Genomic DNA, 22,185 nt, shown 5'->3' with positions numbered 1-22,185 from the left:
TATTATGTAAACAAAGACTACTGCTCATTGTTTGATGCAGCCAAAAGCCAAAATGATGGGTATCCGCTTTCTTCTCGCATACTCCGTTTCATCTTCAAAGTGCTGCCGTTTTGGCATGCCTTCCTGTAGTCCCGTAACTAGGAAGCCTGCTTTGGTTAACGCTGTAAAATAGCTTTCTATGGTCCGATGGTGCTTAACCACTAATTTATCGATCCACGGTTCTTCGCGCTCTCCTTCCATAAAATAATCATCTACAATCCAGTTGCTTCTTTTCCCGCCTGATTTTTTACTTTCGAAAGTAGATGTCGTCAGCGGATGCTGGACACTGAAGACAAACTTTCCTAGAGGTTTTAAAGTTCGATGGATATTTTGGAACACCTCTTCAACAGTGGGCAAATAATGGATTGCCAAGCGCGAAGCAACAATGTCGTAACTTTCTTTCGGATAATCGAATGATTCCATTGTTGCTAAAGTTAAACATGCATCCAGACCCTCCAGATTTTGAGCTGCCAGCTTCTCCATCCCTTTAGACCCTTCGACTCCATGATAGCGGCGTGCACCCGCATGCAGAAGTTCTTTTCCAAACTGTGCGTCCCCACAGCCTAAATCGAGTATCTGTTTGTTTTCGAAGGCTCCAAGCAGTTCGTATATCATCGGCTTTTCAATGCTGTTGTTCGGGCTATCCGTTCGATTCCTTCTTTGCAGGTAGTTGGCTAAAAAATCTTTCTCTTCATATACACTTGAACCTTTGAATTTCATGTAATCCCTCCACTGTCCGATTAGTCGCTTGTAAATATGCGCTCAAAAAAAGGCGCCGCATAAGCAGCACCCCTGTGCAGCTTATCGAGAAAGATTCTTCTACAATTCGCTGACTTTTATATATTTAACTAAATTGATTGTAATGCGATAAATATGGCCTGTCTCCACATCAGAAATTTCATAAGTTCCATTGGAAGGAATTTTACCCAATGCCGACTCTTTGTCCACAGCCTCAACATTATGAACAATTGTATTTCCATGATCAAAATTAAATTCTACTTGAAATGATTTCATGCGATGGCCCCCTTTGAACTATTTACTTTGTCTCCGTGAATCAGTCTACCATATTCTATGTTTTATTGCTGTTTGTATAGTTCTTTATACATGAGCACTTTCAGCGCCAGCATTTCTTCTTCATTTAAATCTTCTTCCAGTTCCTGAATCACTTGTTCAGCGGACATCGTGCCATCCTCAATTCCCGATTTCATTTTAGCCAAGTCGGTTATGCCCACCTTTTTTATCACGGTACCCGCTGCATCGCCGCTTGTCTCAAATGGCAAAGATTCGCTGTCCTGTTCCGCAACTTGAGCTTCTTCTATGTACTCCAGCATCTGCGGGTCGCTTTCTACATACTCAACTATTTTGTCCATCTGGCCAGTATTCCGCAACTCTTCCGTCGCTTCTGCAACCAAACGATCCGCTGAGAAATCCGGGCCTACCACATAAGCGCCAATTCCCGCAAATGAAAAAAAGATGAGGAAGATAAGGATTGTCATTAAAAAGCGCATAGCCGAACCCCCTTCGTTTTTAGATTATTATAACAGTAGACGGACAAAAGTGTATAAAGTTACCAAAAAAAAAGAAAAACCCCGTTCCCGGTTCTTTGCAGAACGGGCGCGAGATTTTCTTTTTAGTTCAGCACATTCATTAACTCATCATCGTTTCCGCTGCTCAGCAATCCACCAGTCTATGTGTTCTAAGTTAAAAATCACAGTATCCTGGAATGCTTTGCGGTGCGGAATCTTTCTTTTCGACATTAAATCTGTAATCTGCTCTGCAGCCAGCGGATAATCTACTGACTCCAAATACTCGATCAGACTTGGAAGTCCTTGTATTTTCCTCAATTTAATCCCCTCCCACAAAATCTTCCTTCGCTAAAAGGAAAATTCAGTATGAGTTATTAAACATATAGGCTGCACTTAATTATAACCTGAAAGTTTCTCTTGTAAACAATTTAAGCAATGAAATTTTTAATGAACTTTACTGATTTTTATCAACTTGATAATAGAAGCTATTGCTGAAGATGCAGGTTCTTGATGTTTTCCATAGGCTTTTATTAGCATTGGTTGGGTTCTGATCTACTATCTTCTTGCAATCAAAAACTTCTTGAAATATGCCTTGAATATGTTTGAGCGTGCAGAACACAGAAAAAAACCGCCGAAGCTCAAAAGCTTCAGCGGTTCCAGTTTAACTATTAATACATTTTCAAGTATTGCTCGCGTTCCCACGGGTGTACAGATGTGCGGAACATGTCCCACTCAATTTCTTTCGCTTCGACGAAGTTGTTCAAAATATGTTCGCCTAACGCTTTTGTCATCACTTCATCTTTCTGCAATTCCTCAAGAGCTAAATACAAAGTACCTGGCAGGTCTTCAATGCCGACTGCTTCGCGCTCTCTTTTGTTCATCGCATAGATGTTGCGGTCAACCGCATTTGGCGGAGTCAATTTTCTTCTGATTCCGTCAAGACCTGCTCCTAAAAGAACAGCCATTGCTAAGTATGGGTTAGCTGCTGGGTCAACTGAGCGTACTTCTACGCGTGTAGACAAGCCGCGTGATGCCGGAATACGGATCAACGGGCTGCGGTTTTGGCCAGACCAAGCGATGTAACAAGGTGCTTCGTAGCCTGGAACCAAACGCTTATACGAGTTGACAAGCGGGTTTGTTACAGCGGTAAAGCCTTTAGCATGTTCGATGATGCCAGCAATGAATTGGTAAGCAGTTTCGCTCAACTTCAATTCGCCGTCTTCGTCAAGGAATGTATTGCGGTCTCCATCAAACAACGATACGTTCATGTGCATTCCTGAACCGTTTACACCGAATAATGGCTTCGGCATGAATGTTGCGTGAAGGCCGTGTTTGCGGGCAATCGTTTTAACAACCAATTTAAAGGTTTGGATATCGTCACATGCTTTGATCGCATCAGCGTATTTAAAGTCGATCTCGTGTTGCCCTGGTGCTACTTCGTGGTGGGAAGCTTCGATTTCAAAGCCCATTTCCTCCAACTCAAGTACGATGTCGCGTCGGCAGTTTTCGCCAAGGTCCATCGGTGCCAAGTCAAAATAGCCGCCGTGGTCATTCAATTCTAGAGAAGGTTCGCCTCTATCATCCAATTTGAACAAGAAGAATTCAGGCTCAGGTCCAAGGTTGAAATGCGTAAAGCCAAGCTCTTCCATTTCCTTCAATACACGCTTCAAGTTCGTACGTGGATCTCCAGCAAATGGCGTACCATCCGGGCTGTAGATGTCACAGATTAAGCGAGCTACTTTTCCTTTGCCTGTGATCCACGGGAATACTACCCATGTGTCAAGGTCCGGGAATAAATACATATCAGATTCTTCGATGCGTACAAACCCATCGATAGAAGATCCATCAAACATCATTTTGTTATCGAGTGCTTTGTCCAATTGGGATGTCGGTATTTCAACGTTTTTAATGACCCCAAGAATATCTGTAAATTGTAGACGGATGAAGTTTACGTCCTCTTCTTTTACTAATCGTTGAATGTCTTCTTTTGAATACTTGCCCATGTTCTCTTCACTCTCCTATTATAGTTGTATGTAAGCCCATTTCAATTAAAAAAACGGGATAAATCACTTTGTCTGAAGCCGCCCTTTTCAAATGGACGCGCCTGGTGTTTCAACTCTTCATGAAGCAGCCTGCGAAGTTCTGCATCGCTTAGATTTTTCGGCTCTGCTTTTTCATTTGCAGGTGTTTCTCGTAAATCGTATATTTTCTTAATGCCGGCCATATTCAGCCCTTGATCCAAGTAATCCTTGATTTCGAGCAGGGTATCGACGTCATTCAGCGAAAACATACGTTTATTGCCTTCTGTTCGGGCAGGGCTGACCAATCCATGCTCTTCATAGTAACGAATTTGTCTTGCAGTCAATTCCGTCAGCTGCATTACAATGCTGATGGGAAGAAGCGGCATTGTGCGTCGCACCCGGTTCGTCATAAGTTTCACCCATTTCAAATAATTACTACTCTTATAGCATATATCATGTCAGGTTATTTGTCAAATCAATGTTATGTTTTCTAACACAAAAATATCCCGTATGATTTATACGGGATAAAGATTAGATTAATTTTAGTTTTTTAAGGGCATCGACTGAATTCAATACAGCAATTTTTACATGTTCGTATGTCAGCCCACCTTGGACAAATGCTGTATAAGGTGGACGAATCGGACCATCAGCTGTCAATTCAATGCTAGACCCTTGCACAAATGTTCCAGCAGCCATGATAACATCGTCCTCATAGCCTGGCATGTATGCGGGTTCCGGCTTGAATTGTGCATTTACAGGCGAGCTTGCCTGTATCGTTTGGCAAAATGCTATCATCTGTTCAGCAGTTTGAAACGACACCGACTGAATCAAGTCTGTTCGCTTGTCGCTCCAATGAGGCGTGGTCTCCATTCCTGCGTCTTCCAGCAGCGCTGAAGTGAAGATCGCCCCTTTTAATGCTTGCGAAACGATGTGTGGAGCCATGAAAAAACCTTGATACATATCGGGCAACGCATTTAGCGAAGCTCCTGCTTCTCCTCCTATACCCGGTGAAGTCATGCGGTAACCGCATTTTTCGATTAAATCTTTTTTGCCGGCTATATAACCGCCGATTTTTGCCATGCCGCCGCCGGGATTTTTGATAAGAGAACCCGCAATCAGGTCTGCCCCTACTTCAACCGGCTCTTGTTCTTCCACAAACTCGCCGTAGCAATTATCCACAAAAATGATGGCGTCCGGTTTCAGGCGGCGAACTTTTTCAACCATTTCCCCTATTTCTTCTATAGTAAAGGACGGTCGCGTGTCGTAGCCTCTCGAGCGCTGAATGGCAACCACTTTTGTCCTGCTGCCGATTGCACTTTCAGCTGCTGGCCAATCGATTTTATTGTCAGCAGCCAGTGCTACGTGCTGATAGCTGATGCCGAAATCCTTTAATGACCCCGTGTCCTTTTCTCCTCCAAAGACAATGGAATCCAACGTGTCATAAGGCTTGCCCGTAAGGTACAGCAATTCGTCCCCTGGGCGCAGTACGCCAAAAAGCGAGATGGTAATGGCATGGGTACCGGAGATAATCTGCGGCCGGACGAGCGCCGCTTCTGCTTTAAAAACATCGGCATACACACGTTCCAGTGTATCCCGCCCTTCGTCGTCATAACCATAGCCTGTCGACGGATTAAAATGGTGGTCGCTGACCCGCTGTTGTTGAAAAGCATCCAATACTTTTTTTTGGTTTACGTAGGCAATTTCATCTGCCTGCTGCAGCTGAGCTTGAATCGTTTCTTCTATTGTTTTAATCAGTGTAAACATGTAATTCTCCATTCTTTTGGACTTCTCACCTTATTATGCGGCATGACTTGAAATAGCGTCAAATTCTGATACAATTCATAGAGTTGTACGTTAAGGAGGAATAGGCCTATGGCTTGGGAAGTCTTAAGCGCCATCGGTACCATTGCGTTTGCAGTGTCCGGCGCAATTATCGCCATGGAAGAAGAATACGATATTTTTGGCGTTTATCTTCTCGGGGCTGTCACCGCTTTTGGAGGCGGCGCCATCCGAAACTTATTGATTGGTGTACCCGTTTCGGCATTGTGGGAACAGGAATTCATGTTCCAACTTGCCCTCATCTCCATTACAGTCGTATTCTTGTTTCCACATAAATTGCTTGGCCATTGGAATCGCTGGGGCTATTTTTTTGATGCTATCGGTTTATCAGCTTTTGCTGTGCAAGGCGCCATCTTCGCTGTGGAGTTGGAATTACCATTTTATGCAGTTGTTGTGGCAGCGGTATTAACAGGATCAGGCGGAGGTATAATCCGTGATCTGCTGGCTGGACGAAAGCCGCTTGTTTTAAAATCCGAAATTTATGCCGTGTGGGCAGCACTGGCCGGACTGTTCATCAGTTTTGGCTTGGCAGGTTCAGATCTTATGCTTTATTCCTTGTTTGTTTTGATCACAATCTTGCGGATTTTGTCCTACACATTCAAATGGAGGTTGCCAGCCCGCAAAATCCAAATATCATAGATTTTTTAAAAAAACAGACGCCCTGGAAGAAATCCAGGCCGTCTGTTTTTTGCTTATGCGATTGTTTCGCCGTTCCAGGCAGTCATGCCGCCTTCAACGTTAACTGTCTTGAAATCATTGGATTCTAAAATACCTGAAGCCATTTCGCTGCGGCGGCCAGCACGGCAGACCATATGATACTCTTTTCCAGCATCCAGTTCCCCGATGCGTTCTTCCACTTCACCAAGCGGAATATGCTTTGCTCCAGGGATCATTCCTGCAGCGACTTCGTCCGCTTCGCGAACGTCGATAATGTTCAGCTCTTCTCCAGCTTCTACTCGTTGTTGCAATTCATCTGCTGTAATGGTTTTCATAAGTACGCCTCCTGAATTTAAATCGTATTCACCTGAAGATGCTATACTCCCAAAAGCTAACTGTCAACTATAGAAAAGCGGAAGCGCCCGTGTTTGTCCCGACAAGCGCTGGAAGCCTTGCCGGTAATGGCGTTATTCAGCCATTTCCGGAAAGGCTGAAGCGACTCGAGGGACTGGGCGCTGGAGCTGGACACCGAAAAGCGGAAGCACCCGCTCAGATTAGACAGGCATTAGGACACACTATAATTCCTCCGGTTCCACAAAAAAACCGGACTGCAAATGCAGCCCGGAACCTCTTTACTCTTCGTGCTCAATCGCTACAGGTTTTGACGGAGAAAATGTCGAGATGGCATGCTTGTAAATCAATTGCTGCTTGCCTTCCGTTTCCACCAGCACCGTAAAATTATCATAGGATTTAATGGTTCCTTTTAATTGGAAGCCATTAAGTAAAAAAACCGTAACGTAAATATTATTTTTACGAAGCTGATTTAAATAGACGTCCTGAATATTGATCGGTTTCATGTAAATCCCCCTATTTCTCTGCTTTTGTTTGATTTGCCGTCAGTTTATCAATTCGACAGTTCCTGTCAGTTTCCTGCATGAAAGCGGTTATTTCGTTGATATTCTTTTCAGGATCCGAAAGTGCGTCTATCCAAAGGATCGGCAGCTTGTTCTTAAAATAGGTAAACTGTCTTTTGGCGTATTTTCGTGAGTTCTGTTTAAGTTTTACAACGGCTTCCTCGAAGTTTCCCTGCCCGTCGAGATATGCGTAAATCTCTTTATATCCTATTGCCTGGATTGATTGAACTTCCCGGATGCCCCTATTCCGCAAGGACTGGACCTCGTCTATCAGACCACGTTCAATCATCACATCTACACGCTGATTAATCCGTTCATACAGAATATCCCTTGGAATATCCAATCCGATAATCGCTTCATTATACATCGGCGACAACGCAAGCTCACGGTCGCCCTTTTTTTGGTTGCTGCTCATCAGAATTTCAACTGCCCGTACAACCCGCCGTGTGTTGTTAGGATGGATATCCGACTTGGGATCCAACCCCATCAATTTTTGGTGCATCCGCTCAGGACCGAATTCTTCCAGCTCTTTATGCAAGCTGTCGCGCAAGCTTTGGTCAACCGGCTCCTCCGAGAAACGGTAATCAAACAGCACGGCCTGGACATATAGCCCAGATCCGCCAACGATGATCGGAAGCTTGCCGCGCGAACGGATGTCATCAATTTTCCCCCTTACCAGCTTTTGGTATTCAGCTACTGAAAAGCTCTCATCCGGCTCTTTGATATCCAATAGATGATGCGGAATGCCAGCCATTTCTTCCGGCAAAATCTTTGCTGTCCCGATTGTCATGTCCCGGTATATTTGCATGGAATCACCATTGATGATTTCGCCATCCAGTCTTTTGGCGAGTTCAATGCTCAGCGCCGTTTTGCCGGAGGCAGTCGGGCCGACAATGGCTACTACGTCAATCATTGCCGCACATCCAATCGCCGATCAGCCCGAAGTGAGCATGGCGATCGATTTCATTCAGCAATTCGTGCCGTCCTTGCTCAACAAGATAAACTTTGACGTTATCCATTCCAGCATCAACAAACTGCTTGGCAGAACTGAATACCCCTTTTCCGTTGCTGCCAACAGGATCCATAGAGCCGCTAATCAGCAGGACCGGCAAGTCTTTGCGGATTTTGGCAATTTCCGCTGGCTTGTTGATAACCGCTAGTCCGGAAAACAGATCGATGTAGAACTGATTTGTCGATTCAAAACCGCACCATGGATCGGCTTCGTATTTCGCGACCGCTTCCATGTCCCGGCTCAGCCAAGCGTAAGGGGAGCCTTCTTTTTCGAAAGGCTTATTAAAACTGCCGAAAGTCATTTTCCCCAAGGTTTTGCTCGGCTCCTGCTTGCCCCGTGTTTTCGCCGAGGCAATTGCAACGGCCAAACCAAGTTTACCGGCAGTACCGGGATCACCGCCAGTGCCGGACAACACCACACGGCTGATATCTTCACTGTGCAGTTGCATGTAGCGGCGGGTGACAAATGAGCCCATGCTATGACCGAACAGGATCAGCGGCAGATTGCCGGTCGCGTGCTGCACTTCGGTAATAATGGTGTGGGCATCTTCCACGATCCGTTCAAAACCGTCAGTATCTGCAAAATAACCCTGTACTCCATTGCGTTCTGCCGTTTCCCCGTGTCCTCGCTGATCGTGGGCTGAAACAACAAATCCACGGTTGGCCAAATACTCGGCGAATTCCGCATATCTGCCAACGTGCTCCGCCATTCCATGAATGATATGAACATGTCCAATCGGGCTTGGCGGTTCGTAGCAGACATAAAAGAGTTCGTGCCCATCAGAGACGCGTATATAGTCTTTGCTTACCTGCATTCTCTACACCCTCCTACTGAGTCGTTTCACCTATTCTATACTAATACCCAAAACTCTTTGGACTAAGCCCTCTAAAGTTTAATTCATTACGCGCTTAAACATCTTTTCAACATCATAGGTTTTAAAATGGATGATGACAGGACGTCCGTGCGGACATGTGAAAGGTTGCTCCGCATTTTTCAAATCAGCCAACAGCCTTTCCATATCGTGCTTCTGCAGGAAATGATTGGCTTTGATGGACCGTTTGCAGCTCATCATGATAGCTGCATCTTCACGCAGTTTTTTGACATCCACTTTGCGTTCGGTCAACACTTGCTCGATCAAATCCTCAATGACTTCCTGTTCGAATCCTTTTGGAAACCAAGTGGGATATTCACGGACAATAAATGAAGTATCCCCGAATTCTTCAAGAAACACACCGCTGTCAGACAGGACATTCAGATTATCTTTCAGCCTTAGCGCTTCGTCACGGCTGTAATGGAAAGTCAATGGCAACAGCAACGACTGCCGTTCATTGCTGTCGATGTCGCCCACTTTTTCACGGAAATATTCGTATTTGATGCGCTCTTGCGCTGCGTGCTGATCGACCAGGTAAAAGCCGTCGTTGCTTTGTGCCACTATATATGTTCCGTGAATCTGGCCTACCACTTCCAGTTCGGGAAATTGCGGACTGTCATCCTTTTCAGGCAGCTCTGCTTCCGGCACTTCCTCATCCATCGGCAGAGGATCTGGCTGAACCGGTGCGATCGCTTTCTCTACCGGCAATTCGTGCCAGTCTTCTGCTGCATGATTCGGCAATGGCTGTTTGGGTTCCTGCACCGTGAACGAGCTCTTCCATAGATCCAATTGCTTGGTCGGCGCTTGTTTGACCGGCTTCGGCTTGTCGATGATGGGTGCACGGACCACTGTACTGATGGTTCGGCGGATAGTCTCGTAAATCAGTTCCATCAATTCTTTTTCTTTGCTCAGGCGGATCTGCTGCTTGGACGGATGGACATTGACATCTGTCAAATAAGGATCGCCTTCAATGTTCAATACAACAATCGGCTGCCGCTCGAGCGGCAAAAAAGTATGGTAAGCCTTGTGTACCGTATTGGCGATGGCGTAATGCTTGACCCAACGGCCATTGACGAACAAGGAAATGTAGTTTTTATTGGCACGGGTGATTTCAGGAAGCGACGCATAGCCTGATACCTTGTAATCGTGCGACTGTCCTTCGAAAGGAATCATTTTCTTGGCAATCGCCACTCCATATATATCAGCCAGCACACGTTTGATTTCTCCGCTGCCGGAGGTTTGCAAAATAGTTCTGCCATCGTGCGACAGCTTGAAGGCAACGCCTGGATAACTCAGCGCAAAGCGGTTGAGCAAATCGATCGTATGGCCAAGCTCCGTCTGCAGCGTCTTCATGTATTTCAGCCGTGCGGGCGTGTTAAAAAACAGTTGATCGATTTTGATATCCGTGCCTTTTCTAAGAGATCCGGCGCGATGCTCAGTCAGGCGTCCGCCTTCCATCTGGACAAAAGTCCCGCTTGAACCGTCCGATGTATGCAAGGTCACTTTGGACACCGAAGCGATACTTGCCAGCGCTTCCCCGCGGAACCCGAGCGTCCGGATCCGGAACAGGTCATGTTCGTGGGCAATTTTACTGGTGGCGTGGCGGGAAAAGGACAGCAAGGCATCATCGGCATCCATGCCGGCACCATTGTCGATAATCTGAATCGATGTCAGTCCAGCTTCGATCAGCTGCACTTCAACGGCCGTGCTCCCGGCATCAATAGCGTTTTCCACCAATTCCTTGACGACTGACGTCGGGCGTTCCACCACTTCACCAGCGGCTATTTTATTGGATAGAGGTTCGTCCATCAATCGTATGATGCCCATGGTCTCACTCCTTATTGGTCAGCTTTTGCTGCAGGTCGCTAAGCATCTGCAGCGCTTGAAGAGGCGTCATCGCAAACACTTCAACATCTGTGATGGCCTGCAGGATTTCATCTCTTTCAGTGTCTGTTTCATCAAAAAAAGATAACTGTTCAATCGTTTTCGGCTGCTGCTTTTTATCCTCTTCAAAGGTTTTCAGCAATTCACGGGCACGCGCCAGGATCGGCTCCGGCAAATTCGCCAGTTCGGCCACATGAATCCCGTAGCTTTTATCGGCTGGGCCTTTTTTCACTTTGTGCAAAAAGACCACTTTGCCCGATTGTTCCATTGCCGCTACGTGGACATTGTGAAGATTGTCGAGCGATTTTTCCAACGCTGTCAACTCATGATAATGGGTTGAAAACAGCGTATTTGCGCCAATTTCCCGGTGGATGTACTCAATCATCGACTGAGCCAGCGCCATGCCGTCATAGGTCGAAGTACCGCGGCCAATTTCATCAAACAGCAACAAGCTGTTTTTGGTTGCGTGGGTGATGGCATACTGCGACTCGAGCATTTCCACCATAAACGTACTTTGTCCTGACACCAGGTCATCGGCTGCTCCGATGCGCGTGAAAATCTGATCGACAATCGGCAAATTCGCCGATTCTGCTGGGACATAACTGCCGATCTGTGCCAGCACAATCGTCAACGCCACTTGGCGCATATACGTACTTTTACCAGACATGTTCGGTCCCGTTATCAGCAGCATGTTTTGGCCTTCCGCCAGAACACAATCGTTCGGTACGTAATGCTGCTTGTTAAGCATTTTTTCAACGACCGGATGGCGTCCTTCTTTAATCGTTATTTCATTTAGATCGTTAAACTCGGGTTTCACAAAACGATATTTTTCCGCCACGTTGGCGAAACTTAAAAAGACATCCAGTCCGCTGAGCGAGGAAGCCAGTCGCTGAATACGCGAAATATACTGCTTGACTTCATCTCTGATGGCCACAAACAGATTGTATTCAAGTGACAAGCTTTCTTCTTCAGCTGTCAAGATCAACGCTTCTTTTTCCTTGAGTTCCGGTGTCGTGTAGCGTTCGGCATTGGCCAAAGTCTGCTTCCGGTCATATCGCTCCAAATCCGCCAAATGCATATTGGCTTTAGACATTTCAATATAATAGCCAAAAATACGGTTATAGCCGATTTTCAAGGTTTTGACGCCGGTCAATTTGCGTTCTTTTTGTTCGAGTTCCGCAATCCAATCTTTGCCGTTGCGTGAAGCATCCCGGTATTCATCCAACTGTTTATGGAATCCGTCACGGATGACGCCGCCTTCTTTTGAAGACAAGGGCGGATTTTCGCTGATGGCCTGCAGCAATTCACAGACCTCGATGCAGCGGTCCAGTTTTCCGCTGAATTCCTGCAATGCCGGGTTGCCGGAATTGGCCAGTTCTTCAATAAGCTTCGGCACTTTCTCCAGCGAACTCCGAAGCTGTGCTAAATCGCGTCCACTGGCACTGCCAAAGGCGATGCGTCCGGACAGGCGTTCCAAGTCATAGACTTCTTTCAACAGCCCCTGAAGCTCCACACGCACGAAATACTGATCGATCAAAGCCGCTACCATTTGTTGGCGTTCTTCGATCATGCGCTTGTTCGCCAAAGGTTGATGCAGCCATTGCTTTAGTTTCCGGCTGCCCATTGCCGTTACGGTTTCGTCCAACAGCCACAGCAGCGTCCCTTTTGTTTCAGCACCGCGAATCGACTGCAGCAATTCCAAATTGCGTTTTGAATGAAAATCGATGCTTAACAGCTGATTGTTTTCTTTATACGTAAAGGCTTGGATATGGTCGAGAGACTGTTTTTGCGTACGCGAAATATAGGTCAATAAACGCTGGCAGCTCATTTGCAAGTCTTCCGGGCACTCTGCTACTTGCGCAGGCGGCACCGGGAATGCTGTTTCCATGGTTTCAATGGACAACACCAAGTTCTGTTCTTCTTCGTTCAGCAAGACAAACAATTGTTCCGAAACCACCAGCTCACGGATATTCAACGATTGCAGTTCCTGAAGCAGTGCCTTTTCCGTCCCCATTATGTATGTCGCGGTTGCTTCACCTGTGCTGATGTCAATATAAGACAATCCAAATCCATCTGACAGCTCATCGGCCGCCGCTAAAAACACATTTGATTTGGAATCGACGCTTTTTCCTTCCGTATGCGTGCCCGGAGTAACGAGGCGCACCACTTCGCGCTTGACGACTCCTTTGGCCGTTTTCGGATCTTCCACTTGTTCACAGATGGCCACTTTATGGCCTTTCAGGATCAATTGATCAATATAGTTTTTCGCCGCATGGTGTGGTACGCCGCACATCGGAATCCGGTCGTCGCCGGTTCCGCCGCGGCTCGTCAGCGTGATTTCCAAAATTTGCGATGCGTTGATGGCATCGTCATAAAACAATTCATAAAAATCGCCCATCCGGAAAAATAAAAATGCGTCCAGGTATTCGGACTTCACTTGAAAATATTGTTGCATCATCGGTGTCGGTGCCATTATAAAACCTCTTTCAAATCGATTCGTCGTTTCTCCATTATACCAAAAATCAATGCGGAAAAGAAAAAACTGAAAGAGCTTTGGCTCTTTCAGTTTGATGCTTTAAGGAAGCATGGGGTGGTCTTAGGTTACCTTCCCTAGATGATTGCTTCCACTTTTCTTTTATCCAGCTCCAGCGGCCAACTCCTCGGGTCATAAGCCAACCCAGCTGCGTGGCAAAAAGCGCCACCCTGCTGGTCTGTCTTATGCCTGTCGGAGTTGAACGGCCGCTTCCGCTTTTATTTTAACAGCTTCCCGGTTTGTCATTGCGGACTTTTGATCCGGTTTCGCCGCGCAGCAAATCGCCGCCTGTTTCCGTGATGATGTTGTTTGTTACTTGGTTGGCAATGGCGGTTGACACCATCTGCAACAACGAATTGACGTCGCTCTGGGATTGCTTGAACTCCTGAACGATTGGCACAGCATCGATTTCTTCTTCGATTTTAGCGATTTTGCCTTCAATCAAAGTCAATGCCCGTTCTTTGCCATATGCCTGGAAGTTAACAGCTTGCTTTTGCAGGCTCTTCAAGCTGGCAATTTTTTCACGAATTTGCTGGTTTTCATTAATTTGTGCTTCTGCACGCTTAAAGAAATCCACTTCTTCTGTTGCTGCGATCATATCTGCTACTTCGCGCGCTTTTGCGACGATTTCCTGTTTTGTATACGTCATTTCTAGACACCCATTTCTTGGCCTGATACGACTTTTGTAAATTCATCGTTCAGCGACCATTTTTTAGTTTCCGTAATTTTAACTGCCCCATAGAGCGTACATGTGAATAGATGCTTGGATCGGTTTTGTGTTGCCATCGATTCTGATTGTACAGGTAAATGGATCTCGTCGACAAGATTCCCGCCTTGCACCAGCACATTATTCAATCCGTCCACGTATGTTTGTACCTGGCTGATGTTAAATCAGTTGAGCAGCATATCATTTTTTCTGAAGTTCGTTTATAAAAACCTTTTAAACGATACTTTATTATACTGAAAACCGGACATGTTCTACAAGACGTCTGCCCAAATTGTCGGAGTTTCGTCAAAAAGCTTCCCTTTTAACCTTGAAATGGGTAATCTTCATTGATGTAAACCCGTTCAAAAGCAGTTGCTTTGCCCGTTTGGTCATCCACTTCGGTGAAGAAGCCACTGACTACGGAACGACCGCGCTTTGGCACTTCAAAACGAGTTGGCATATTGGTCTTGAACCGGTACAACACAGATTCTTTGGTCATTCCCAGAATTTCATCATAAGGTCCTGTCATGCCCACGTCCGAGATGTAGGCTGTACCATTTGGCAAAATGCGTGCATCGGCTGTTTGAACATGTGTATGGGTTCCGACCACAACTGAAGCCCGGCCATCCAAATGCCAGCCCATGGCAATTTTTTCACTGGTAGCTTCTGCATGAAAATCCACAAACACCAATGGTGAAATCGCTTTGGCTTCCGCTACAAGCTCATCCGCTTTTTCGAACGGGTCCCCGTGCGGCGGCAGGAATACACGGCCGTGCAAATTGATGACAGACAAGGTCTGCCCATTTTTTGTCACAGTCGCCATGCCGCGTCCTGGCGCTTCGTCTGAAAAGTTGGCAGGACGGATCAAATAATCCACTTCATCAATAAAATCAAAAATCTCTTTCTGATCCCACGTATGGTTGCCCATTGTCACCATGTCCACTCCCATGAATAAAAGATCCTGGTAAATAGCTTTGGTGATGCCGCGTCCTGCTGCTGCATTTTCACCATTGGCGATAATGACATCCGGCGAATACTTTCTTTTCAATCTTGGTAAATACGATTCCAATGCATCTCTTCCGATTGATCCTACAATATCTCCGATAAATAAAATTTTCACAAGCTCACCTTTTTCCATAAGAAAAAGGCTTCTTTGAATAGACATTCATCGAAGCCTCACCCTTATTATTTTGCGTATTCAACTGCTCTGGTTTCTCTGATAACCGTGACTTTGATGTGACCTGGATAATCCAGTTCCTCTTCAATCCGTTTCCGGATATCGCGGGCCAGACGATGCGCCGTCATATCATCGATTTGTTCAGGACGAACCATTATGCGAATTTCGCGTCCCGCTTGAATAGCGAATGATTTCTCAACGCCTTCATACGATTCGGAAATTTCTTCAAGTTTTTCTAAGCGGCGGATGTAATTTTCCAGTGTTTCACTTCTTGCACCCGGGCGAGCGGCAGACAATGCATCTGCAGCAGCAACAATGACCGAAATGATCGAAGTCGCTTCTGTGTCACCATGGTGGGAGGCGATACTGTTAATGACAACCGGATGTTCTTTGTATTTGGTTCCGAGTTCCACGCCGATTTCAACATGGCTTCCTTCTACTTCATGATCAATCGCTTTGCCGATGTCATGCAGAAGGCCGGCACGTCGGGCTAGTGTCACATCTTCTCCAAGCTCTGCTGCCATCAAACCGGACAGGAATGCAACTTCCACAGAATGCTTCAGTACATTTTGTCCGTAGCTTGTGCGGTAGCGGAGGCGTCCAAGAATTTTGATCAAGTCAGGGTGCAGGTTATGTACACCTACGTCAAATGTGGTTTGTTCACCAATTTCACGAATTTGTTCATCCACTTCGCGTCTTGACTTCTCGACCATTTCTTCGATGCGTGCAGGATGGATACGGCCATCTGATACCAGTTTTTCAAGCGCCAATCGAGCTGTTTCACGGCGGATTGGATCGAATCCTGACAGAATAACCGCTTCCGGCGTATCATCGATAATCAAATCGATTCCTGTTAAGGTTTCAAGCGTTCGGATATTGCGTCCTTCACGCCCGATGATACGGCCTTTCATTTCGTCGTTTGGCAGATTGACCACTGATACGGTCGTTTCTGCTACATGGTCAGCAGCAAAGCGCTGCATCGCCAGTGATAAAATGTTCTTCGCTTTTTTGTCCGATTCTTCTTTGGCGCGGGCTTCCGATTCTTTCATCATGACAGAGATGTCAGTTGAAAGTTCTTTTTCAACATCTTGCAAGATGATCGATTTCGCTTCTTCGCGTGTCAAAGATGAAATGCGTTCCATTTCGGACTGTTGCTGGCGGACTAAATCTTCAGCTTTGCTCTCCATCTGTTCAATATGCTGTTGTTTTTCTGCGAGTGCTTCGTCTTTGCGTTCCAGACTCGCTTCTCTTTTGTTTAATGCATCATCCTTGCGATCTAAATTTTCTTCTCTCTGCAACAACCGATTTTCTTGTCTTTGTAGTTCAGATCGGCGTTCCCGAATTTCAGATTCTGATTCAGTACGCAATTTATGATTTTCGTCTTTCGCTTCCAATAAGGCTTCTTTTTTCAGCGCTTCAGCTTCTCGTTTTGCATCTTCGACAATTTGCTCCGCAGAATTTTTAGCGCCTGCAATATTGGAATCGTTTGCTTTTTTCAATGCAAAATAACCAACAACTACACCGACGATGATACCAAGCAAAGCGAAGATGAACTCATTAATACCCATTCGGACACCTCCTCTTGCTATTGAATTTTTTTCAGTTAAAAAAGATGAATAAATAAAAATTTTTCGTTTCAACTGTTTAATAATTAGTAAATTATACAATTTTAATTGTATAGATGGACTTATGTCGTGTCAACCCACGAAAAGCGGAAGCGGCCGTTCAGCTCCGACAGGTATAAGACGATCTGGCGAAGCGGCATTTCTTCAGCCGCACAGCCAGAGTGGCTTAGATCCCGAGGAGTTGGCCGCTGCAGCTGGACATCAGGAAAAGCGGAAGCGATCGTCCAGGTCCGACAGGCATAAGGCACTTTGGCTGTACGGCATCGCTTCAGCCGTATAGCCAGAGGGACTTATGACCCCGAGGGCCTGATCGCTGCAGCTGAACACGACGAAAAGCGGAAGCAGCCGTGTAGAATCGACGGGCACAAGGCACTTTGGCGAAGCGAACATGCTATTTTCGATAGATAGAGTATGTTTGCTTAACCATTTCCAGCTCTTTTGTTTTCTGCGTAGAAGAAAAGCCGCTAAGCTTTAAGCTTGGCGGCTTTTCCAGATTATCGGAACGATCTTATTCGTCATCTTCGTCAAGCAATAAGTTAAAGTCTTCAGGCTCATCCTTGCTGCCGGCAATTGTATAAGATGCAGCTGCCATTCCGTAAGACTCACGGATTTTATTAGAGATTTCATTGCGGACTTCCGGATTCTTCAACAGGAATTGCTTAACATTCTCACGGCCTTGGCCAATGCGTTCGTCGTTGTATGAATACCAAGAACCGCTCTTTTGGATGATTTCCAGTTCAGAGCCGATATCGACGATCTCACCTTCACGGGAAATCCCTTTTCCGTACATGATATCAACTTCGGCAGTACGGAACGGTGGAGCTACTTTGTTTTTAACTACTTTGATTTTCGTTCTGTTACCGATAATCTCAGTACCGGATTTCAATGCTTCTGCACGACGTACTTCGAGACGGACAGATGAATAGAATTTCAATGCACGGCCGCCAGGAGTCGTCTCAGGGTTACCGAACATAACACCGATTTTTTCACGGATTTGGTTAATGAAAATAACAATCGTGTTGGACTTGTTGATAATTCCTGATAATTTCCGTAGAGCCTGGGACATTAAACGTGCCTGCAATCCCATATGGGAGTCGCCCATCTCTCCTTCAATTTCAGCTTTTGGTACTAGCGCTGCAACTGAGTCGACTACTACGATATCCACTGCTCCGCTTCGGACAAGCGCTTCAGCAATTTCCAATGCCTGTTCGCCTGTATCCGGCTGAGACAGCAGCAATTCATCAATATTAACGCCAAGGTTTTTTGCATAAACCGGATCCAATGCATGCTCGGCATCGATAAATGCGGCTGTTCCGCCAATAGCCTGAACCTCTGCAATGGCATGAAGAGAAACGGTTGTCTTACCGGAACTTTCCGGGCCGTATACTTCGATTACACGCCCGCGAGGATATCCGCCTATTCCTAATGCTGTATCCAATGCCAAAGAACCACTGGAAACAGATGAGATATTGCGGTCTGTTTTTTCTCCCAATTTCATTACAGAACCTTTACCAAATTGCTTTTCTATTTGTTTTAACGCCATGTCTAATGCTGCTTTACGATCGCTCAAAAGAAATCCTCCTCTAAATGAAAAACTAATTTTCTACCTGTTTCTAGTATACTAGCTTATTGAGAAATACACAAGAAAAAAGCGAACGTTTATTCGCTTTTGTTTTTTAAAACTTCACATTTAGAAGCCCTATATAATCCATTCCCCATTTTTGGACAGAAAAAAACACGCAAAATTAAATTTTGCGTGCATCTTCTTCAGTTAACGTTCGGATCACATAATGCAGTGCAAGTTTTACAGCGCGCAAACGATTGGTGTTGCGCATGCCGGAAAGCTGGAGCCGGTAAGATTCGGATCCTTGCTCTGTAGCGATGCCAATCCAGACAGTGCCAGCAGGCTGATCGCCGTGGGCATCCGGACCCGCTGCACCCGTCAGCGAAACACTGATATCGGTTTTAAACTTGTCTCGCACAGCTTCAGCCATTGCCAATGCTGTCTGTTCGCTGACGACTCCGTATTCGGCAAGCAATTCAGCAGACAGCCCAAGCTGGTGAACTTTCATCTCCTCATTATAAGTGATAACACCACCCGCCAGAACCGCACTTGCTCCAGCGACAGAAGCCAATTCGGATTGAAAAAGGCCCGCAGTCAGGCTTTCAGCAGCTGAAATGGTTTTGCTTTGCTCTTTTAACAGCTCAATTGATTTGGAAGCCAGTGAATCATTATCATAGCCATACAGGTATTCGCCTACTAAATCCAAAATTTCTTCTTTTGTGCCATTGATCAATTCCCAGGCTTCTTCAGTCGTATTGGTTTTAGCCGTAATGCGCAAAGTCACTTCGCCGTCAGCAGCCAGAGGCGCAATTGTCGGGTTCGACTGTTTGTCCAGGATGTGATGGAGACGGTCTTCCAGCTCAGCCTCGCCGATACCGTAAAAACGCAGGACGTGTGACAGGATGACATCTTCTTTGTTCAATAAATGCGCCAGCTTCGGCTTAGCTTCAAATTGGAACATCGGCTCCATCTCTTTTGGCGGACCAGGCAAGAGTATGTAAACACGGCCATCTTTTTTGTACATCATGCCCGGCGCCATCCCGTTATGGTTGACGAGAACATCGCTGTCTTTTAACACCAATGCCTGCTTTTTGTTATTCTCTGTCATAGGGCGGCCAGCACGCTCAAAATACGCCACAATGGAATCCAATGCTTCCTCATTCATCCCTAATGTAGTCCCCAAGTGCCGGGCAATCGACTCTTTCGTCAAGTCATCTTTGGTCGGGCCCAGCCCTCCTGTGAACAGGATCAAGTCTGCACGATTTTCTGCGATTTTTATGGCATCTTCCAGACGGTCGGCATTGTCTCCAACAACCGTGTGGTAATAAACATTAATGCCAAGTTCCGCTAAGTGATTGGACAGAAAACGGGCATTCGTATTGGTGATCTGACCTAGTAATAATTCTGAACCTACCGCAATAATCTCTGCGTTCATCTGTCTAATCCCCTTTTTACAAGCTTATTTTGAAGCCATCAACGCTCGGCGGTTGGCATAAAAGTAATCCCATCCTGACCAGACTGTGAAAATCAGTGCAATATAAAGCATGATTTCAGCGAACGGCAAGCCAACCAACGTGAAAATTGTATTATGCAGCAACAATGCAGAAATTGCCAAAATTTGTGCAGTTGTTTTGATTTTCCCTAAACCGCCGGCGGCAACCACTTCACCTTCGCCCGCAAGCACAAGGCGCAGTCCAGTGACCGCAAACTCACGGCTGATGATGATAATGACGATCCAAGAAGCGGCAAATCCCAGTTCCACTAAAATGATTAAAGCCGCTGATACAAGAAGCTTGTCGGCTAAAGGATCTAAAAACTTCCCGAAAGTCGTGACCAGATTATATTTCCGGGCATAAAAGCCGTCCACCCAATCGGTTAATGATGCAAAGATAAAAATAAGTCCTCCGACAAAATGAGTGACAGGCATAGATGCTCCAAAAAGAGTCATTGTACCCCAATCAAAACCGGCTAGCATGATCACCATAAATACTGGAATCAGTAAAATCCTCGAAATGGTAATCTGATTTGGTATATTCATTGCTGTTTCTCCTTTCGAACTTTCATGAAAAATAGCCATCCAAAGATGGCTATTCGGCGTCTGTAAATTGAATAACGATATTTTGGGGTTGAAGTTGCTGTTCATACTCAATCGGTTGACCATTTAAAGTTAGTGCAATATTTGAATAGTCGCCAATGCGCAAGCGAACAAAATCGACCTCTGATAAATCGAGTGTTTCCGTTTCCTCTGCTTGCATTACACGTGCTCCAGAAGTCAGTTCAGTTTGGTTCTGATCAGTAGCTGTAATCCAGGATGGACCATCCGCAGCGATTTCGAGCTGACGATCAGCCGGTCCCTGCCAGGAGTAAGTCGTGGTCTCACCTTGGGTTTCTTCGACAGCGAGCACGGCCTCAGGCTCTGCGGGTTCTGCTGCAGGCTCCTCGACCGGTTCCTCGGCAGTTTGCTCTTCCGTTTCCTCAGGTGCAGCAGGGGCGGGTTCCTCGTAAGAAATTCCTCCATCTTCATCCACCGGCAGATTTGATGAGCCGCTATTGGTCGAGGCACTGTAGAAATACCAAACTACTGCAAGAATCAGAACGATAAACAGCGCAACCAAAAATTTGGGCATAAATTCCGCATAGGCGGCGCTCGGAGCAGTTCTTGACACTGAACTGCTCCGCGAAGTAAGAGAACTCGGCATTTGGGGCCTGGCAGCTGGTTCCTTATCCGGCATTTCCAATTTATGCTGTTCAAGCAGCTCTTCACCATTCAGCCCAACTGCTGCCGCGTATTGCTTGATAAAAGCCCGCACATAAAATGCACCCGGCATCATGCTGTGATTGCCATCTTCTATACCAGCCAAATAACGCTTCTGTATTTTAGTCAAGTCCTGTAAATCTTCCAAACTATATCCTTTGGCGATTCTGGCCTGTTTCAGCCGAGTACCCAACTCACTCAAAACGATCACCTGCCTACTTAGAAGTTGAATCCGTCCCCAAACATGTCCCCTTGTGATTTTTCATCCATAAAAGTGTTTTTCTCCAACACTTCATAGGTGATTTTCTCTTCCGGATGATGGCGCAGTTCAATAATATAATCAAAATCGTCGATGCTGTATTCTGACTGCTCGACAAATTTATCGGGATGCTCCACAACTTTAATGGTTGGCATGCGCATCATTTCACGCACCAGCTGCATATGGCGTTCGTCTGCAGATCGGCGTGTAACAATGCCATCCAGAATAAAAATATTGTTGGCATTGTGTTCATCGCCCATCAATTGGTTGCGAACGGTTTGCTTGATCATCGTGGAAGAAAGAAAAATCCATTTTTTATTGGCACTGACACTTGCGGCCACAATCGACTCTGTTTTGCCGACACGCGGCATCCCTCTCAGGCCGACCAGTTTATGGCCTTCCTGCTTGAAGATTTCTGCCATGAAATCGACCAGCAGCCCCAGCTCATCACGCACAAAACGGAAAGTTTTGCGGTCATCAGCGTCTCGCTGGATATACCGGCCGTGCCGCACTGCCAGAATATCCCGCAGTTTTGGTTCACGGAATTTTGTTACCGCAATAGTTTCGATGGTTGACAGGATCTGTTCAAATCGCTCCAGCTGGACATCGTGCTCGGCGCGCAGCAACATTCCGCGGCGGCCTTGGTCCACACCATTGATCGTTACGATATTTACCCGCAGCATCCCCAAAAGAGAAGCAATATCACCAAGCAGGCCCGGACGGTTCACTTGAATTTCGTATTCGAAATACCATTCTTTCATGCAAATCCCCGACCTTTCTCCGAAGAGATCTTTAGTTAATAT

General features: G+C 46.0%; 24 protein-coding genes. 2 read left to right on the top strand and 22 right to left on the bottom strand.

The annotated features are described in order from the left end of the window. Positions 1-24 precede the first annotated feature (24 nt). From GJB59_RS17605 to GJB59_RS17575, 7 genes are all read right to left on the bottom strand, one after another. Entirely contained in the window at positions 25-759 is a 735-nt protein-coding gene (locus GJB59_RS17605) for a class I SAM-dependent methyltransferase (protein ID WP_142826509.1), read from the bottom strand. Positions 760-858: 99 nt separating this feature from the next. Next, on the bottom strand, positions 859-1,053 hold the full coding sequence (locus tag GJB59_RS17600; RefSeq protein WP_142826510.1) for a hypothetical protein: 195 nt from the start codon (positions 1,051-1,053) through the stop codon (positions 859-861). 62 nt (positions 1,054-1,115) lie between these two features. After that, a complete protein-coding gene (locus GJB59_RS17595) occupies positions 1,116-1,547 on the bottom strand; it encodes a hypothetical protein (RefSeq protein WP_142826511.1) in 432 nt (143 codons plus the stop codon). 147 nt (positions 1,548-1,694) lie between these two features. Then, positions 1,695-1,883, bottom strand: a complete 189-nt coding sequence (locus tag GJB59_RS17590) for a hypothetical protein (RefSeq protein WP_142826512.1) — start codon at positions 1,881-1,883, stop codon at positions 1,695-1,697. Between the two features lie 350 nt (positions 1,884-2,233). Further along, entirely contained in the window at positions 2,234-3,568 is a 1,335-nt protein-coding gene (glnA, locus tag GJB59_RS17585) for a type I glutamate--ammonia ligase (RefSeq protein ID WP_142826513.1), read from the bottom strand. Between the two features lie 41 nt (positions 3,569-3,609). Beyond that, positions 3,610-3,996 (bottom strand): MerR family transcriptional regulator, encoded by a 387-nt coding sequence (locus GJB59_RS17580; RefSeq protein WP_142826514.1) that lies wholly within the window; start codon positions 3,994-3,996, stop codon positions 3,610-3,612. Positions 3,997-4,117: 121 nt separating this feature from the next. Then, positions 4,118-5,350: a methionine gamma-lyase family protein gene (locus GJB59_RS17575; protein ID WP_142826672.1), complete on the bottom strand. Its 1,233-nt coding sequence runs from the start codon at positions 5,348-5,350 to the stop codon at positions 4,118-4,120. A 108-nt stretch (positions 5,351-5,458) separates the two neighbouring features. Between GJB59_RS17575 and GJB59_RS17570 the strand changes: the two genes are divergently transcribed. Continuing rightward, complete coding sequence (locus GJB59_RS17570) at positions 5,459-6,064, top strand: trimeric intracellular cation channel family protein (RefSeq protein WP_142826515.1); 606 nt, start codon at positions 5,459-5,461, stop codon at positions 6,062-6,064. A gap of 53 nt (positions 6,065-6,117) precedes the next feature. Here the strand turns inward: GJB59_RS17570 and GJB59_RS17565 are convergent, their stop codons facing one another. The 10 genes from GJB59_RS17565 to rny form a co-directional block, all read right to left on the bottom strand. Next, entirely contained in the window at positions 6,118-6,417 is a 300-nt protein-coding gene (locus tag GJB59_RS17565; RefSeq protein WP_142826516.1) for a rhodanese-like domain-containing protein, read from the bottom strand. Between the two features lie 297 nt (positions 6,418-6,714). Further along, positions 6,715-6,939 (bottom strand): RNA chaperone Hfq, encoded by a 225-nt coding sequence (hfq, locus tag GJB59_RS17560; RefSeq protein ID WP_142826517.1) that lies wholly within the window; start codon positions 6,937-6,939, stop codon positions 6,715-6,717. A 10-nt stretch (positions 6,940-6,949) separates the two neighbouring features. Then, entirely contained in the window at positions 6,950-7,909 is a 960-nt protein-coding gene (miaA, locus tag GJB59_RS17555; protein WP_142826518.1) for a tRNA (adenosine(37)-N6)-dimethylallyltransferase MiaA, read from the bottom strand. Beyond that, entirely contained in the window at positions 7,902-8,822 is a 921-nt protein-coding gene (locus GJB59_RS17550) for an alpha/beta hydrolase (RefSeq protein ID WP_142826519.1), read from the bottom strand. Before GJB59_RS17550 ends, miaA begins: the two co-directional genes overlap by 8 nt. A 78-nt stretch (positions 8,823-8,900) precedes the next feature. Continuing rightward, on the bottom strand, positions 8,901-10,706 hold the full coding sequence (gene mutL, locus GJB59_RS17545; RefSeq protein WP_142826520.1) for a DNA mismatch repair endonuclease MutL: 1,806 nt from the start codon (positions 10,704-10,706) through the stop codon (positions 8,901-8,903). 4 nt (positions 10,707-10,710) lie between these two features. Continuing rightward, entirely contained in the window at positions 10,711-13,236 is a 2,526-nt protein-coding gene (gene mutS / locus GJB59_RS17540; RefSeq protein ID WP_236015728.1) for a DNA mismatch repair protein MutS, read from the bottom strand. A 283-nt stretch (positions 13,237-13,519) separates the two neighbouring features. Beyond that, positions 13,520-13,945 carry a YlbF/YmcA family competence regulator gene (locus GJB59_RS17535; protein ID WP_142826522.1) on the bottom strand — a complete coding sequence of 142 codons (426 nt, stop codon included), beginning with the start codon at positions 13,943-13,945 and terminating at the stop codon, positions 13,520-13,522. A 2-nt stretch (positions 13,946-13,947) separates the two neighbouring features. Beyond that, positions 13,948-14,160, bottom strand: a complete 213-nt coding sequence (locus tag GJB59_RS17530) for a hypothetical protein (RefSeq protein WP_142826523.1) — start codon at positions 14,158-14,160, stop codon at positions 13,948-13,950. A gap of 164 nt (positions 14,161-14,324) precedes the next feature. Next, a complete protein-coding gene (locus GJB59_RS17525) occupies positions 14,325-15,122 on the bottom strand; it encodes a TIGR00282 family metallophosphoesterase (RefSeq protein WP_142826673.1) in 798 nt (265 codons plus the stop codon). 65 nt (positions 15,123-15,187) lie between these two features. Continuing rightward, positions 15,188-16,747: a ribonuclease Y gene (rny, locus tag GJB59_RS17520; RefSeq protein WP_142826524.1), complete on the bottom strand. Its 1,560-nt coding sequence runs from the start codon at positions 16,745-16,747 to the stop codon at positions 15,188-15,190. A gap of 121 nt (positions 16,748-16,868) precedes the next feature. On the opposite strand from rny, the gene GJB59_RS17515 reads away from it, so the two are divergent. Further along, on the top strand, positions 16,869-17,084 hold the full coding sequence (locus tag GJB59_RS17515; RefSeq protein ID WP_142826525.1) for a hypothetical protein: 216 nt from the start codon (positions 16,869-16,871) through the stop codon (positions 17,082-17,084). Positions 17,085-17,312: 228 nt separating this feature from the next. Here the strand turns inward: GJB59_RS17515 and recA are convergent, their stop codons facing one another. From recA to GJB59_RS17490, 5 genes are all read right to left on the bottom strand, one after another. Further along, the gene (gene recA, locus GJB59_RS17510; RefSeq protein ID WP_142826526.1) at positions 17,313-18,374 is read right to left on the bottom strand and encodes a recombinase RecA; all 1,062 of its coding nucleotides are present in this window, start codon (positions 18,372-18,374) and stop codon (positions 17,313-17,315) included. A gap of 175 nt (positions 18,375-18,549) precedes the next feature. Next, positions 18,550-19,803, bottom strand: coding sequence for a competence/damage-inducible protein A (locus GJB59_RS17505; RefSeq protein WP_142826527.1), 1,254 nt, complete (start codon positions 19,801-19,803; stop codon positions 18,550-18,552). 24 nt (positions 19,804-19,827) lie between these two features. Further along, the gene (gene pgsA / locus GJB59_RS17500) at positions 19,828-20,406 is read right to left on the bottom strand and encodes a CDP-diacylglycerol--glycerol-3-phosphate 3-phosphatidyltransferase (protein ID WP_142826528.1); all 579 of its coding nucleotides are present in this window, start codon (positions 20,404-20,406) and stop codon (positions 19,828-19,830) included. 49 nt (positions 20,407-20,455) lie between these two features. Then, entirely contained in the window at positions 20,456-21,325 is an 870-nt protein-coding gene (locus GJB59_RS17495) for a helix-turn-helix domain-containing protein (protein WP_142826529.1), read from the bottom strand. Positions 21,326-21,342: 17 nt separating this feature from the next. Beyond that, positions 21,343-22,143, bottom strand: coding sequence for a YmfK family protein (locus GJB59_RS17490; RefSeq protein ID WP_142826530.1), 801 nt, complete (start codon positions 22,141-22,143; stop codon positions 21,343-21,345). Positions 22,144-22,185: the final 42 nt, after the last annotated feature.

The sequence above is a fragment of the Planococcus soli genome (assembly GCF_016881065.1).
Classification (GTDB): domain Bacteria; phylum Bacillota; class Bacilli; order Bacillales_A; family Planococcaceae; genus Planococcus; species Planococcus soli.
Note: the sequence above shows the minus strand (reverse complement) of the source record. Positions and strands in the feature narration are given on the sequence as shown.

Excerpts from the sequence above, each read along its gene's own strand:
- GJB59_RS17605 (WP_142826509.1), bottom strand. The coding sequence starts at position 759 with ATGAAATTCAAAGGTTCAAGTGTATATGAAGAGAAAGATTTTTTAGCC.
- GJB59_RS17600 (WP_142826510.1), bottom strand. The coding sequence starts at position 1,053 with ATGAAATCATTTCAAGTAGAATTTAATTTTGATCATGGAAATACAATT.
- GJB59_RS17595 (WP_142826511.1), bottom strand. The coding sequence starts at position 1,547 with ATGCGCTTTTTAATGACAATCCTTATCTTCCTCATCTTTTTTTCATTT.
- glnA (WP_142826513.1), bottom strand. The coding sequence starts at position 3,568 with ATGGGCAAGTATTCAAAAGAAGACATTCAACGATTAGTAAAAGAAGAG.
- GJB59_RS17580 (WP_142826514.1), bottom strand. The coding sequence starts at position 3,996 with ATGACGAACCGGGTGCGACGCACAATGCCGCTTCTTCCCATCAGCATT.
- GJB59_RS17575 (WP_142826672.1), bottom strand. The coding sequence starts at position 5,350 with ATGTTTACACTGATTAAAACAATAGAAGAAACGATTCAAGCTCAGCTG.
- GJB59_RS17570 (WP_142826515.1), top strand. The coding sequence starts at position 5,459 with ATGGCTTGGGAAGTCTTAAGCGCCATCGGTACCATTGCGTTTGCAGTG.
- GJB59_RS17565 (WP_142826516.1), bottom strand. The coding sequence starts at position 6,417 with ATGAAAACCATTACAGCAGATGAATTGCAACAACGAGTAGAAGCTGGA.
- hfq (WP_142826517.1), bottom strand. The coding sequence starts at position 6,939 with ATGAAACCGATCAATATTCAGGACGTCTATTTAAATCAGCTTCGTAAA.
- miaA (WP_142826518.1), bottom strand. The coding sequence starts at position 7,909 with ATGATTGACGTAGTAGCCATTGTCGGCCCGACTGCCTCCGGCAAAACG.
- GJB59_RS17550 (WP_142826519.1), bottom strand. The coding sequence starts at position 8,822 with ATGCAGGTAAGCAAAGACTATATACGCGTCTCTGATGGGCACGAACTC.
- mutL (WP_142826520.1), bottom strand. The coding sequence starts at position 10,706 with ATGGGCATCATACGATTGATGGACGAACCTCTATCCAATAAAATAGCC.
- mutS (WP_236015728.1), bottom strand. The coding sequence starts at position 13,236 with ATGGCACCGACACCGATGATGCAACAATATTTTCAAGTGAAGTCCGAA.
- GJB59_RS17535 (WP_142826522.1), bottom strand. The coding sequence starts at position 13,945 with ATGACGTATACAAAACAGGAAATCGTCGCAAAAGCGCGCGAAGTAGCA.
- rny (WP_142826524.1), bottom strand. The coding sequence starts at position 16,747 with ATGGGTATTAATGAGTTCATCTTCGCTTTGCTTGGTATCATCGTCGGT.
- GJB59_RS17515 (WP_142826525.1), top strand. The coding sequence starts at position 16,869 with ATGTCGTGTCAACCCACGAAAAGCGGAAGCGGCCGTTCAGCTCCGACA.
- GJB59_RS17505 (WP_142826527.1), bottom strand. The coding sequence starts at position 19,803 with ATGAACGCAGAGATTATTGCGGTAGGTTCAGAATTATTACTAGGTCAG.
- pgsA (WP_142826528.1), bottom strand. The coding sequence starts at position 20,406 with ATGAATATACCAAATCAGATTACCATTTCGAGGATTTTACTGATTCCA.
- GJB59_RS17490 (WP_142826530.1), bottom strand. The coding sequence starts at position 22,143 with ATGAAAGAATGGTATTTCGAATACGAAATTCAAGTGAACCGTCCGGGC.